The sequence below is a fragment of the Sulfitobacter sp. 1A12779 genome (assembly GCF_043557315.1).
In the GTDB taxonomy this organism is placed as follows: domain Bacteria; phylum Pseudomonadota; class Alphaproteobacteria; order Rhodobacterales; family Rhodobacteraceae; genus Sulfitobacter; species Sulfitobacter faviae.
In genome coordinates, this window is record NZ_JBIFFU010000002.1 from 20,877 (window position 1) to 34,496 (window position 13,620).

At 65.3% G+C, this 13,620-nt stretch carries 11 protein-coding genes; 6 read left to right on the forward strand and 5 right to left on the reverse strand.

Annotated features, from left to right (window positions below; translation table 11 throughout):
* The first annotated feature begins 2 nt into the window (after positions 1–2).
* From ACGYLQ_RS02755 to ACGYLQ_RS02770, 4 genes are all read left to right on the forward strand, one after another.
* Positions 3–1,307, forward strand: a complete 1,305-nt coding sequence (locus tag ACGYLQ_RS02755) for a thymidine phosphorylase (RefSeq protein WP_394440280.1) — start codon at positions 3–5, stop codon at positions 1,305–1,307.
* Positions 1,307–2,497 carry a phosphopentomutase gene (locus ACGYLQ_RS02760; protein WP_394440282.1) on the forward strand — a complete coding sequence of 397 codons (1,191 nt, stop codon included), beginning with the start codon at positions 1,307–1,309 and terminating at the stop codon, positions 2,495–2,497. Before ACGYLQ_RS02755 ends, ACGYLQ_RS02760 begins: the two co-directional genes overlap by 1 nt.
* Positions 2,498–2,567: 70 nt before the next feature.
* Positions 2,568–3,209 (forward strand): uracil phosphoribosyltransferase, encoded by a 642-nt coding sequence (gene upp, locus ACGYLQ_RS02765; RefSeq protein WP_067263778.1) that lies wholly within the window; start codon positions 2,568–2,570, stop codon positions 3,207–3,209.
* An 87-nt stretch (positions 3,210–3,296) separates the two neighbouring features.
* The gene (locus ACGYLQ_RS02770) at positions 3,297–4,730 is read left to right on the forward strand and encodes an SPOR domain-containing protein (protein WP_394440284.1); all 1,434 of its coding nucleotides are present in this window, start codon (positions 3,297–3,299) and stop codon (positions 4,728–4,730) included.
* A gap of 68 nt (positions 4,731–4,798) precedes the next feature.
* Here the strand turns inward: ACGYLQ_RS02770 and ACGYLQ_RS02775 are convergent, their stop codons facing one another.
* Together ACGYLQ_RS02775 and ACGYLQ_RS02780 are read right to left on the reverse strand one after the other, a co-directional pair.
* Positions 4,799–5,812, reverse strand: coding sequence for a hypothetical protein (locus ACGYLQ_RS02775; protein WP_394440286.1), 1,014 nt, complete (start codon positions 5,810–5,812; stop codon positions 4,799–4,801).
* Positions 5,813–5,896: 84 nt separating this feature from the next.
* Positions 5,897–7,522, reverse strand: coding sequence for a long-chain-fatty-acid--CoA ligase (locus ACGYLQ_RS02780; RefSeq protein ID WP_394440288.1), 1,626 nt, complete (start codon positions 7,520–7,522; stop codon positions 5,897–5,899).
* 94 nt (positions 7,523–7,616) lie between these two features.
* Here ACGYLQ_RS02780 and ACGYLQ_RS02785 point away from each other — a divergent pair, with 94 nt between their 5' ends.
* Entirely contained in the window at positions 7,617–8,549 is a 933-nt protein-coding gene (locus tag ACGYLQ_RS02785) for a DMT family transporter (RefSeq protein WP_394440290.1), read from the forward strand.
* Positions 8,546–9,187 carry a sulfotransferase family 2 domain-containing protein gene (locus ACGYLQ_RS02790; RefSeq protein ID WP_394440292.1) on the forward strand — a complete coding sequence of 214 codons (642 nt, stop codon included), beginning with the start codon at positions 8,546–8,548 and terminating at the stop codon, positions 9,185–9,187. Before ACGYLQ_RS02785 ends, ACGYLQ_RS02790 begins: the two co-directional genes overlap by 4 nt.
* Before the next feature lie 224 nt (positions 9,188–9,411).
* Here the strand turns inward: ACGYLQ_RS02790 and ACGYLQ_RS02795 are convergent, their stop codons facing one another.
* Genes ACGYLQ_RS02795 through ACGYLQ_RS02805 form a run of 3 tightly spaced genes read right to left on the reverse strand, consistent with a single transcriptional unit; the run spans position 9,412 to position 13,502 of the window.
* Positions 9,412–11,613, reverse strand: coding sequence for a 3-hydroxyacyl-CoA dehydrogenase NAD-binding domain-containing protein (locus ACGYLQ_RS02795; RefSeq protein WP_394440294.1), 2,202 nt, complete (start codon positions 11,611–11,613; stop codon positions 9,412–9,414).
* A gap of 20 nt (positions 11,614–11,633) precedes the next feature.
* On the reverse strand, positions 11,634–12,848 hold the full coding sequence (locus tag ACGYLQ_RS02800) for an acetyl-CoA C-acetyltransferase (protein WP_209218222.1): 1,215 nt from the start codon (positions 12,846–12,848) through the stop codon (positions 11,634–11,636).
* 15 nt (positions 12,849–12,863) lie between these two features.
* Positions 12,864–13,502 carry a glutathione S-transferase family protein gene (locus ACGYLQ_RS02805; RefSeq protein WP_067261202.1) on the reverse strand — a complete coding sequence of 213 codons (639 nt, stop codon included), beginning with the start codon at positions 13,500–13,502 and terminating at the stop codon, positions 12,864–12,866.
* Positions 13,503–13,620 lie beyond the last annotated feature (118 nt).

Consider the following 13,620-nt stretch of genomic DNA (forward strand, 5'->3'; position numbering starts at 1 on the left):
GCATGAGCGCGCGGGACATTCTGGCGCGGCTGCGCCATGGTGAGGCATTGGATGCAGAGGCGCTGACTTGGATGGCCGGGGCGCTGGCCGATGGGCGTGTCAGCGACGCGCAGGCCGGAGCCTTTGCCATGGGCATCTGCCTGAATGGCTTGGACCAGCAGGGCCGCGTGGCCCTGACCCTCGCAATGCGCGATTCGGGGCAGGTGTTGGACTGGGACTTGGACGGCCCCGTGCTCGACAAACATTCGACCGGCGGGGTGGGCGATTGCGTGTCGCTGATCCTCGCCCCCGCGCTGGCCGCCTGCGGGGCCTATGTGCCGATGATCTCGGGCCGGGGGCTGGGGCATACGGGCGGCACGCTGGATAAGCTTGAGGCGATCCCCGGCGTCAGCACGCAGTTGGACGAGGCCCGTTTTCGCGCGGTCGTGAGAGACGTGGGCTGCGCCATCGTCAGCGCCAGCGGCGACATCGCCCCGGCGGATCGGCGGCTTTATGCGGTGCGGGATGTGACCTCGACCGTGGATTCGCTCGACCTGATCACCGCGTCGATCCTGTCGAAAAAGCTCGCTGCTGGGCTGGATGGGCTGGTGCTTGACGTAAAGGTCGGCTCGGGCGCTTTCATGAAGGACCTCGCGCAGGCGCGTGCCTTGGCCGAAGCGCTGAGCGGCACTGCCACGGCGGCAGGCTGCCCGACGACGGCGGTGATCAGTGACATGAACCAGCCGCTGGTGCCGAGCCTTGGCAACGCGCTGGAAGTGGCCGAGGTGATGCGGGTGCTCACTGGGGCGGCCACAGGGCCGATCCTTGATGTGACGGCTGAATTGGGCGGCGGGCTTCTTGCCAATGGCGGTCTGGCCGCGACGGCTGAGGCGGGGGCCGAAGCGCTCCGCGCGGCAGTCCGCGATGGCCGCGCGTTGGAGCGTTTCACCCGGATGCTCAGCGCCATGGGCGCACCCGCTGATTTCGCCGAAAACTGGGAGCGTATTCTGCCCAAAGCCCCCGTGATCCGCGCAGTCCCCGCGCCGCGCGGCGGCTACGTAAGCGCGATTGACGGCGCGGCACTCGGCATGGCGGTGGTCAATCTCGGCGGGGGCCGGGTGGTCGAGGCAGACCAGATCGACCCGGCGGTGGGCCTGTCGCAGGTGCTGCGCTTGGGCGAAGAGGTCCGCGCGGGCGGGCCTTTGGCCACGATCCACGCAGCGGGAGAGGCGGCTGCGGATGCGGCAGAGGCGGCGGTTCTGGCGGCGATCACGCTAGGGGACACGGCGATTGAAGCGCCGGATTTGATCTTGGAAAGGATCGGTTGATGGGACGTGCATTCTTGGTCGTGATCGACTCCGTGGGCATCGGCGGCGCGCCGGACGCGGGGGATTTCTTTAACGGTGATCTGCCCGATACCGGGGCCAATACGCTGGGCCATATCGCGCAAACCTGTGCGGCGAGAGAGGCCGAAGAGGGGCGCAGCGGGCCGCTGGCCCTGCCCAATCTCGACCGGTTGGGTCTGGGTGCCGCGCTGAAGCTCGCCAGCGGGATGGAGGCACCGGGGCTGGTTGCTGCACCCGAAGGCCGCTGGGGCGCTGCGACGGAGGTTTCGCAGGGCAAAGACACTCCCTCGGGCCATTGGGAATTGGCCGGGTTGCCGGTGCCTTGGGCATGGCATTATTTCCCTGATGAGACGCCTGCCTTTCCCGCCGACCTGACCGCAGAGGTCGCGCGGATGGCGGGCACCGATGGCATCTTGGGCAATTGCCATGCCTCTGGCACGGCGATCATCGAACGGCTGGGGGCGGAGCATTGCGAAAGCGGCTGGCCGATCTGCTATACCTCTGCCGACAGTGTTTTTCAGATCGCCGCGCATGAAGAGACCTTTGGCCTCGACCGTTTGCTGAAACTTTGCCAAGACATCGCGCCGCGGCTGCATGAGATGAAGGTGGGCCGTGTCATTGCGCGGCCCTTCACTGGCGAGCCGGGCGCATTCCAGCGCACCGCGAACCGGCGCGACTATGCCATCACGCCGCCCAAACCGGTGCTGACCAACTGGGTGCAGAACGCCGGAGGGCGGGTCTATGCGGTGGGCAAGATCGGCGACATCTTTACCATGCAGGGCATCGACGAGCTGCGCAAAGGGCCAGACGCCAAGCTAATGGACCATCTGCATGATCTGGTTGCCGACGCCGAAGAGGGCAGCCTGACCTTCGCCAATTTCGTGGAGTTCGACAGTCTTTACGGGCACCGCCGCGATGTGTCGGGCTACGCCCGCGCGTTGGAGTGGTTCGACGCCGAGATCGGCAAGGTGATCGCGGCGCTGCGGACGGGCGACATGCTGGTCGTGACGGCGGATCATGGCAATGATCCGACATGGGCGGGCAGCGATCACACCCGCGAAAGGGTGCCGGTGCTGGTCGCCGGGACCGGGGCCGGGGCGTTGGGGCAGATCGGCTTTACCGATGTCGCAGCCCTCGTCGCCGGGCATCTGGGGGTAGAGGTGCCGCAGTAGCCGCGCAGCCTTTGCTTGCGAGCGGGGCGCTTGTGCGGCTAGAAGCAGGGCAAATAAAGGAGCCTGCCGCATGACCGATACCCCCAATCACCTGACGATCGTCGACCATCCGCTGGTGCAGCACAAGCTGACCATCATGCGCGACAAAGCCACCTCGACCGCCGTCTTCCGGCAGTTGCTGCGCGAGATCAGCCAGCTTTTGGCCTATGAGGTGACGCGCGGCCTGCCGATGACGACCAAACGGGTCGAGACCCCGATGCAAGAGATGGACGCGCCAACGCTCGACGGCAAGAAACTGGCGCTGATCTCGATCCTGCGGGCGGGCAACGGGCTGATGGATGGGGTGCTCGAATTGATCCCCTCGGCGCGGGTCGGCTTTGTCGGTCTCTACCGTGACGAAGAGACCCTCCAGCCGGTGCAGTATTACTTCAAAGTGCCCGAGGCGATGGAAGACCGTCTGGTCATCGCCGTGGACCCGATGCTGGCCACCGGCAACTCCTCGGTCGCGGCGATCAATCTGCTGAAAGAGGCAGGCGCCACCAACATCATCTTCCTCTGCCTGCTGGCCTCGCCCGAGGGGGTCGCTACGATGAAAGCCGCGCATCCGGATGTGCGCATCGTCACGGCTTCGCTGGACGAGTCCCTCAACGAAAAGGGCTATATCATCCCCGGTCTGGGCGACGCGGGTGACCGGATGTTCGGCACCAAGTGATCGGGTAAGTTTCGCTAATCAGCGCGCGGTGCTTTACTCAGGCCGCGCGCTGATGCATCGTTCTACCAGATAGTGTGGGGGCATTAGATGACACTTACCAGAAGTATTGCCATGGCGATGATCGTCGCAGCCTTGGGCGTCGGCGGATCGCAGACCCAAGCGCAGGACAGCCGCAGCCAACCGGCAGAGTTTCCGCCGTCCTCTTACAAGGGCAAGCAATATGTCGACAGCGCGGGATGTGTGTTCATCCGCGCGGGCATTGACGGCAATGTGTCATGGGTGCCCCGCATGAGCCGTGCGCGCCAGCAAATCTGCGGGTTCCAGCCCACGAATGGCGTGAAAATGGCAGAGGCAAAGGTTGAGGCGGCGCAGCCCAAGGTCGACCCCGCCCCGGCCAAGAGGCCCCCAGCCCGTGTCGCCGAAGCGCCCGCGCCCAAGGCGAAGCCGAAAGCACCCGTGGCCCGGCCCGCGCCGCAAAAAGTGGTGCGCCGTGTCGCGCCAGCCCCGGCGCGGAGCGCTGCCCCCAAAGTCGTGCGCGAGACCGCGCCGCGGCCCGTGCCCGTGGTGCCGAGCAAACCCGTCGCACTGGCCGCCCCGGCACCGGCTGGCTTCGCCACCGCTTGCCCCGGCGCTTCGCCCCTGTCGCAGCGCTATATGCGGCGCGGGGATGGCTATAGCGTGCGCTGCGGTCCGCAGGCGGAGCCGATTGTGACGGGGCGTCTTGCCCCTTCGAGCCCGCAGCGCGGCACCGCACCGCAGCCCTACCGCAGCGCGGGTGTGATGCCCGGCGTTGCCGCTGCACCCGCGCGGATCGTGGCCCCTGCCGCTGTCGCCGCCCCGGTGGTCAGCGCCAAGCCCGCCCGCGCCGTGGGCACGCAGACGCGGATCGTGCCGAAACATGTGGCGATCAATCGGGTGAACACGACCAATGTGAAAGTCCCCAAAGGATACCGGAAGGTTTGGGAGGACGACCGTCTGAACCCGCACCGGGCCGAGCAGACCTTGGAAGGCCGCGCCGACATGCTGTTGGTCTGGACCCAGACCCTGCCGCGCCGTTTGGTCAACAAGGCCACCGGCGAAGACGTGACCGCCAAAGTGCCGCTGATCTACCCCTATCTCGATATCGAAACGCAACGCCGCAAGCTGGGGCGGGTCAAGATCGTCGAGCGGGATGGCCAAGTGGTGAAACGGGTGCTGCGCTACCGCAACGCCGCGCCGATCCACCGGGATGCCCGCCCGATCAAGAAGGCCCCCGTCTACTCCAGCCGCTCGGCCCCGACAGCCCAGCCCAGCACCAAAGCGGGCTATGTGCAGGTCGGTGTCTTTGGCAGCCCCGCCAATGCGCAGCGCGCGGCCCGGCAGATCGCGGCCTTGGGCCTGCCCGCCCGCATCGGCAAACAGACCCGTGGCGGCAAGACCTATCACAGCGTTCAGGCAGGCCCCATCGCGGGCGGCTCTGCCCAAGCGGCGCTTGGTCAATTGCGCCGGGCGGGATACCGGGACGCCTATCTGCGGCGCTAAGCGATATGCGATGAAGGAAAAAGGCCAGCCGCGGTTTCCCCGGCTGGCCTTTTTCTTGGGCCAATCCGTCAGCCGCCGCAGATGCTTTGCAATCTCAGCCAATCGGCATCCGACATCAGCGGCGCGGTCAGCTTGCCGTTCATCGGGTCACCTTCGATCAGGGGCAGGGTGCTTTCGCCGGTGATGTCACGGGCAAAGGCATAGGGCTTGCTGCGCAACTCGGCCTTGGCAAATCGCGCCAGTTGAGCCTCGACCTGCGGTGTCGCGGCGGGGCGCATCAGCAGTTGTTCGGCATAGGCATCCAGCGCCTCGGAAGAGATATCGCCGGTGGTCAGCAGGCGGAAATTCTCGCGCAGGCCCACGGCCTCCAAAAGGGCGCGCAGCGGGTCATGTTCCCGGCGCGCCACATCCTCGGTCAGCACATAGCCCGCGGCGACATCGGGCTCTTCGTAATCCTCCAGCACCGCGCGGTCGAGCACGATGATACGGCCCGGCAGATGCAGGCTGGCGCGGGTCATATCGGGCAGGATCGCCACGCGCCCGACCTCCAACCGTTTGGTGAGCCGCGCCAGCGCGGCGCTGCCGCCGGGGCTTTCGCAGGCGGGGCCAGAGACGCGTTCAAGCCGCTTGAGCAGCGCCGTGCCCAAAGAGACACGTTTAACCTCTGGCACCACTTTGATCGCATGATCGCGCAGCGCGCCGGGCATCCAAAAGACCGCCAGCGCCGCCACCACCGCGACGGAGGCCAGCATGCCAACCGACCGCAAACGCCCCGGCTTGGGACGGCTGCGGTTGATCGCGCGGCGCAGCTTTTCGATGGCCTCGATCATCTCGGTTTCATTCTCGGGCAGTTCCAGGGTTTCGCCCGGATCGCCGTCTGGGTGATAGAGCGCGGGGGTCTGGCCGGGGTTGGCCCTGTCGACGGCGGCCAGCGACCAATGGGTCAGCGCCTGATCCTTGAGATCGCTGATCACCAGCGTCGCGTCACCGATAGAGACGATCACCTCGCGCCGCTGCGCATCGGGCGTGGCGCGCCAGAGGCCCGTCGCTTCGAGCCGGGCGTATTTTGTCAAGGCGGTCATGGGGTTCTGCTGCGGGCCTGTCAGTTTTCGCCACTCTACCACGCGCTGCGGGATCAGCAATGGCAGGTGACATAATGCCCCGCCTTAGAGGGCCTCTGCCTGTTTGCGCAATTCGAACTTCTGGATCTTCCCGGTGGAGGTTTTGGGCAACTCGCCAAAGACCACGCGCTTGGGCGTCTTGAACCCGGCAAGGCGCGCGCGGGCGAAGGCGATCAGCGCCTCTTCGCTGGCCTCCGCCCCCGGTTTCAGCTCGACAAAGGCGCAGGGCACTTCGCCCCATTTCTCATCCGGTTGTGCCACCACGGCGGCGAGGTTGACCGCGCCGTGGCCCATCAATACGCCCTCGACCTCGACGCTCGAAATATTCTCTCCGCCCGAGATGATGATGTCCTTGGCGCGGTCGGCGATCTGGATGTAGCCATCGGGATGCTGCACCGCGATGTCGCCGGAGTGGAAGTAGCCGCCCGTAAAGGCTTCGGCCGTGGCCTCTGGGTTTTTGAGGTAGCCTTTCATCACCGCATTGCCGCGGATCATGATCTCGCCCTGCGCGGTGCCGTCGCGCGGGGTTTGGGCCATCTCGGCGTCCATCACGGTGATCTCTTCCATCATCGGCATGGCGACACCTTGGCGGGCTTTGATCCCGGCGCGCTCAGGCTCGGGCAGCCCGTCCCATGCGCCTTGCCAGAGACATTCGGTGACATGGCCAAAGGTCTCGGTCAGCCCATAGACCTGCGTGACGTTGAACCCCAGCTTTTCGATCTTCGACAGGGTCGCGGGGGCCGGGGGCGCGCCCGCGGTGAAAACCTCGACCCGGTGATCGAAGGCGCGGCGGTCTTCTGCGTCCGCGTTGACCAGCATGTTCAACACGATGGGCGCGCCGCCGAAATGGGTGACGCCGTGATCGGCGATGGCGTCATAGATCGCCGCCGCGGTGATGTCGCGGCAACAGACCAGCGTGCCGCCCAAGAGCGGCATCATCCAAGTGTGGTTCCAGCCGTTGCAGTGAAACAGCGGCACGATCTGCATGAAGACCGGGCGCAGCACCATCTGCCATGAGATCACCGTGCCCATGGTCATCAGGTAGGCGCCGCGGTGGTGATAGACCACGCCCTTGGGCCGCCCGGTGGTGCCAGAGGTGTAGTTGAGCGCAAGGCTCTCCCATTCGTCCTGCGGCATGATCCAGTGGAAGTTCGGATTGGCCTCCGCCAGCAACTCTTCGTATTGCGGGTGCCGTCCGCTGGCGGGGAAACCGGCAGATGCGTCCGGCACTTCGATGATGGCGGGGCAGGTGCCCTCCATCCGCGCGCAGGCGTCTTCGGCCAGCGGCAGGAATTCGGTATCGACCAAGAGCACCTTGGCGCCGCCGTGGTCGAGGATATAGGCCACCGTGTCGGGATCGAGGCGAATGTTGATTGTATTGAGCACGGCCCCGCAGGCGGGCACGCCGAAATGCGCCTCGGCCTGCGCGGGCAGGTTGGGGATGAGGGTGGCGACCACATCGCCGGGGGTCACGCCGATTTCGGCCAGTAGCGCGGCGAGGCGGGTGCAGCGGTCATGGTACTGGGCATAGGTGACGCGATGTGCGCCGTGGATCACCGCCGTCTGGTTCGGGAAAACCTCTGCGGCGCGGGCCAAATGCGACAGGGGCGTGAGCGGCACGAAATTCGCCGCACATTTCTCAAGCCCGCTTTCATCCGTCATCCACCCCATGCGACCCCTCCCAAGGCATTGGTTGCGATTTGGGGTTGAGTATTGCTGCCCGGACGTGACTTTGAAAAGAGGGCAGGAGGGAAAAGGAGGGCAGATGCAGGACACAGCGGTAAAATCGGGGCTGGCGGCGCTTTGCGCGGTGAGCGGTATGGCGGCCTTGGGGCTGACGGACAATTTCGTCCCCTTCATCACCGAGCGCGGGTCGCTCTGGCAGTTTCACTTCCTGCGCGGGCTTATGGCGGTGGCGATTCTGATGGTGCTTGCGGCCTTGGGCTTCGGCATTCTGCGTCCGCGGCGGTTCTGGGCCGTGGCCGGGCGCAGCCTGTTTCAGGCGGGCGCGATGTTGATCTACTTCGGCTGTCTGGCCTTTCTGCCCATCGGGGTGGTGGTGGCCGGGCTGTTCACCTCGCCGCTTTTCGTGCTGATGATCTCGGCCCTGTTTCAGGGCAAACGCGTCGGCCCGTGGCGGTGGGGAGCCGTGGCCGTGGGCTTTGCCGGGGCCTTGATGGTGATCCGTCCGGACCCGAGCGATCTTGACCCCGTGGCCTTCCTCCCGCTGTTGGCCGGGGCGCTCTATGCCATCGGTGCCGTGGCGACGCGGGCGTGGTGCGAGGGGGAGAGCACGATGGTGATGACCGCGGGCTTCTTCGGCATGTTGGCTGTCATGGGCGGCATCGGTGTCTTGGTCCTGCCGGGTGCGGAGGTGGCGGGGGCCGAAGGTTTCGTCAGCCGCACATGGGGGCCGCTCGACGGCGCGATGTGGTTCTGGATCGCGGTGCAGGCGGTCGGCTCGCTGGTGGGCATCGGCTTTTTGGTGCGCGGCTACCAATTGGGAGAGGCCGGGCATGTGGCGATTTTCGAATATTCGCTGCTGATCTTCGCCAGTTTCTGGGCCTATATCCTTTGGGATCAAGAGGTGCCGCCTTTGGCATTCGCGGGCATGGCGTTGATCGCACTGGCCGGGGCGGTGATCGCCCTGCGCAGCGATGAGCCTTCGACCCTGCGCGCGCCGGAGGCGGTAGAGTGATCATCAGTCGCGGTCGGCGTTACGTCTTTGTGCATATCCCCAAGACCGGGGGCACCTCAATGGCGCTGGCGCTTGAGGATCGCGCGATGAAAGACGACGTGATGCTGGGCGACACGCCGAAAGCGCGGAAGCGGCGGCGGCGGGTGCAGGTGGTGCAGGCGGCGGGGCGGCTGTGGAAGCATTCGACGCTGGCGGACATCGACGGGTTGGTGACAGCGGAGGAACTCTCGGGGCTGTTTTGTTTCACGCTGGTGCGCAACCCATGGGACCGGGTGGCGAGCTATTATCGCTGGCTGCGGGCGCAGGGGTTCGAGCATCCGGCGGTGGCTCTGGCAAAGGGCACGGATTTCGCCGGGTTCCTGCGGCATCCGCAGACGCAAGCCAGTCTGCGCGCATTGCCTGCGCGGCGGTATATGCAGGATGCGGCGGGGCGGGAGCGCTGTGATCTCTATATTCGGTTGGAGCATTTTGCCGAAGATGCGGCGCCGTTGTTTGAGCATCTTGGGTTTGAGTTGGAATTGCCGCGGGTGAATGCCTCGGAGGGGGAGGCGGCCTATACGCCCGAGTTGCGCGATTTGGTGTCGGATATCTGCGCCGAGGATATCGCGCGGTTTGGCTACGTTTACCAAGAGCACTAGGGCCAGCGCCTGCCCGTGGGTCGGCGACCCGACCGGGGTCGCTGCCACTTTATCGTTCAACCGTGACGCGCCATCGCGAGGTCACGCCCAGCCTCACTAAATCGCCTACCCGGGGGACGGGCAGGCGATGGCCCGGCGCCTGCGGCTTGTTTCCGGGCCGGGTGGCATCACAGGCGATGACCCTCCTACCAATAAAAAGGGGCGCCGAAGCGCCCCTCTCCCCCTTACGCCGCCTTGGCGTCCGGGTTGAACCGTCCATAAAAGCTCTGGTTCTTCTGCGCCATCTCGCGCAGCAGGTCCGGACAGGCAAAGCGCTCACCGAACTTCTCAGTCAACTGATCACAACGCTCCGCCGCATAGGGCGCGCCGATCATGTCGAGCCAGCTCAGCGGGCCACCCGACCACGGCGCAAAGCCCCAGCCGAGGATCGCGCCGACGTCGCCCTCGCGGATGTCCATCAAGACACCCTCCTCCAGCGCGCGCACGGCTTCCAACGTCTGCGAGAACAGCAAGCGGTGCTGCACCTCGATCAACTCGGGCTGCTCCTCGGCGACGGGGTACTTGTCCCCCATGCCCTGCCACAGCCCCTCACGCTTGCCCTTGGCATCGTAGCTGTAGAAACCGGCGTTGGCCTTGCGGCCCAGACGGCCCTCTTCCTCCATCCAGAACACCAGCGGGTCGATGTCGTCGTTCGGATATTCATCGCCCATCGCCGCCTTGGTCGCCCGGGCGATCTTCGCGCCAAGATCGATTGAGGTCTCGTCCATCAGCTGCAGCGGGCCCAAGGGCATGCCGACCAGCTTCGCGGCGTTCTCGATGAGCGCGGGTTCGACACCCTCCTGCACCATGCGCACACCCTCGTTGATGTAGGGAATGATGCAGCGGTTGGCGTAGAAGAAGCGCGCGTCGTTGACCACGATCGGGGTCTTGCGGATCTGGCGCACGTAGTCGAGCGCTTTGGCCACGGCCCGGTCACCGGTCTCTTGGCCCTTGATGATCTCCACCAGCAGCATCTTCTCGACCGGCGAGAAGAAGTGAATGCCGATGAACTGCTCCGCGCGGCTCGACGCTTTGGCCAGATCGGTGATCGGCAGGGTCGAGGTGTTGGAGGCAAAGATGCAATCCTCGGGGATCACGGCTTCGACCTTCTGGGTCATCTCGGCCTTAACCTTCGGGTCCTCGAAGACCGCCTCGATGATCAGATCGCAGCCCTTCAGCGCATCGAGATCGGTGGTGGCGGTGATCAGGTCAAGCGCCTTGGCCTTTTTCTCGGGCGTGGCTTTCTTGCGGGCGATGCCCTTGTCGAAATAGCCCTCGGTATAGGCCTTGCCGCGGTCGGCGGCTTCCTGCGTCTGGTCGATCAGCACCACCTCGATGCCGGCCTGAACCGACACCAACGTGATGCCCGCGCCCATCATGCCAGCGCCCAGAACGCCCAGTTTTTTCACGCGCTGGTCCGGCACACCTTCGGGCCGCACCGCGCCTTTCTCCAACGCTTCCTTGTTGAGGAAGAGCGAGCGGATCATGTTGCCCGACGACGGATTCATCAGCACGTTGGTGAACCAGCGCGCTTCGACCTTCAACGCCGTGTCGAAAGGCACAAGCGCACCTTCATAGACCGCCGACAAGAGCGCCTTGGCCGCCGGATAGACGCCTTGGGTCTTGCCGTTGACCATGGCGTTGGCGCCGACGAAAGTCATGAAACCCGCCGGGTGGTAGGGCGCGCCGCCGGGCATCTTGTAGCCCTTGGCATCCCACGGCTTGACCAGATCGGCGTCCTTGGCGTTCAGCACCCAGTCGCGCGCCGCGGCCATCGGGTCTTCGCTGACCTCGTCGATGATCCCGGCTTTCTGCGCGGCGGCGGGGGCGACCATCTTGCCTTCCAGAAGGAAGGGCGAAGCCGCCATGGCGCCGAGCTTGCGTACCATCCGCGTGGTGCCGCCAGCACCCGGGAAAATCCCCACGAGGATCTCCGGCAGGCCGATCCGCGCCTTGGGGTTGTCGGCGGCAAAGGTGCGATGCGTGGCCAGCGGCAGTTCCAGCCCGATGCCCGCGGCGGTGCCGGGGATCACGCAGGCCACGGGCTTGCCGCCCTTGTTGGTCTTGGGGTCCATGCCCGCGCGCTCGATCTTGCGCAGCAGGGCGTGCATCTGCATCGTGCCCTCGAAGAGACCCTTGGCCGGATCGTCGCCCGCGTCTTCCTTCATCTTCGCCAGCAGGTTCAGGTCCATGCCCCCGGCAAAGGAGCCTTCCTTGCCGGAGGTGATGACGATGCCTTTGACGGCGTCATCGGAGAGCGCGTCGTCGATATGCTTTTCCAGATCGCGCAGGCCGTCGAAGGACATGACGTTCATGCTCTTGCCCGGCACGTCCCAAGTGATGGTGGCGATGCCCTCGGCATCCTTGTTCATTGTGAAATCGGTCATTCTCTTGCTCCCTTCGCGGCTCACACGCGCTCGATGATGGTGGCGGCACCCATGCCGGAGGCGATGCAGAGCGTGGCCAGCCCCACTTCCTTGTCGGCGCGCTCCATCTCATCGAGCAGGATGCCGATGATCATGGCGCCGGTGGCGCCCAGGGGGTGGCCCATGGCGATGCCGCCGCCGTTCACGTTCACTTTGCTGTCGTCCACGTCGAAGGCCTGCATGAAGCGCAGCACCACGGCGGCGAAGGCCTCATTGACCTCGAACAGATCGATGTCGCCGATGGTCATGCCGTTGTCCTTGAGGATCTTCTCGGTCACCGGCACCGGGCCGGTCAGCATGATGGTGGGATCGGTGCCGATCTTGGCGGTGGCGCGGATGCGGGCGCGGGGCTTCAGCCCGTGCTGCTCGCCGAACTCCTTGTTGCCGATCAGAACGGCGGCAGCACCGTCGACGATGCCAGACGAGTTGCCCGCGTGGTGGATGTGGTTGATCCGCTCCAAATGCGGGTATTTCATCAGCGCGACCTTGTCGAAGCCGGGCATGACCTCGCCCATCTGCTGGAAGGCGGGGTTCAGGCCGCCAAGCGACTGCATGTCGGTCTGCGGGCGCATGTATTCGTCGCGGTCAAGGATGGCGAGGCCGTTCTGGTCGCGCACGGTGATGACGGACTTGTCGAAGCGGCCCTCTTCCCAGGCCCGCGCGGCACGCTGCTGGGACTGCATGGCCAGTTGGTCGGCCTCGTCCCGCGAGAAGCCGAACTCGGTGGCGATGATATCCGCCGAGATGCCCTGCGGCACGAAGTATTTCTCCATCGCAAGCGTCGGGTCCACGGCGATGGCCGCCCCGTCGCTGCCCATGGCCACGCGGCCCATCATCTCGACACCGCCGGCGATATAGCCGTTGCCCGCGCCGCCTTTGACTTGGTTCGCGGCGAGGTTCACCGCTTCCATGCCCGAGGCGCAGAAACGGTTGATGGCCAGACCCGGGATGCGCTCATCGAGGTCCGAGGCCAGCACCGCTGAGCGGGCCAGGCAGCCGCCCTGTTCCATCACTTGGGTGACGTTGCCCCAGATCACGTCCTCGACGGCATGGCCTTCGAGGTTGTTGCGCTCCTTCACGGCATTCAGGGTCTGCGCGGAAAGCCGCAGCGAAGTCACCTCGTGCAGGGCGCCGTCCTTGCGGCCCTTGCCGCGCGGGGTGCGCAGGGCGTCGTAGATGTAAACGTCTTGGGTCATGTCATATCCTCCGGGTCAGGCGCGGTCAGCAGGGCTGCCGGGCATCAAATCATAGGGGGCTTTCCAGCCCGGTGTTTCGCTCAGACGCGTAAGCCACGCGTCGATATGCGGCCAGTCGCTGCGATCAAAGCCGAAGGGCTCGGGGTAATAAAGATACCCGCAGCAGCTGAGGTCCGCGTTGGTGATGTCGTCGCCCACGATCCAGTCGCGGCCGTCGAGATGGTCGTTCAGCACGCTATACGCGGCCTTGAGCCGGCCTTGATTAAAGGCGATGACCTCGGCGGGACGTTTGTCTTCGGGTAGGAAGTTCATCAGAAAACGGGTCATCCCGGCAACGGAGCTAAGCTTGTGGTTATCCCATAGCACCCACCGCAGGATTTCGCGCCGTTCCGTCGCGTCGCGGCCGCCGAATTTGCCCGTCTTTTCCGCGACGTAATCCTGAATCACGCCCGATTGGGTAAGCCGCAGATCGCCGTCGATCATCACCGGCGCCTCGCCCATGTTGTTGATCTGCGCGCGGTAGTCGGGCTGGCGCGTTTGGCCACCGAAGAAGTCCACCTTCACCGGCTCCCAGTCGAGCCCCGACAATTCGAGCGCAAGCGCCGCCTTGTAGGCGTTGCCCGATTCGCCAAAGCAATAAAGCTGTATGGTCACCTGTCATTCCTCCTCTTCTGTCGGCGCCCGCTGAAATGTCGGAAGGTATTTGTGAAAGGATGAAGGGGGCAGGGGGCGCCTTATCTTCATCCTTTTTCAAATACCTCTGCGCCGGTGT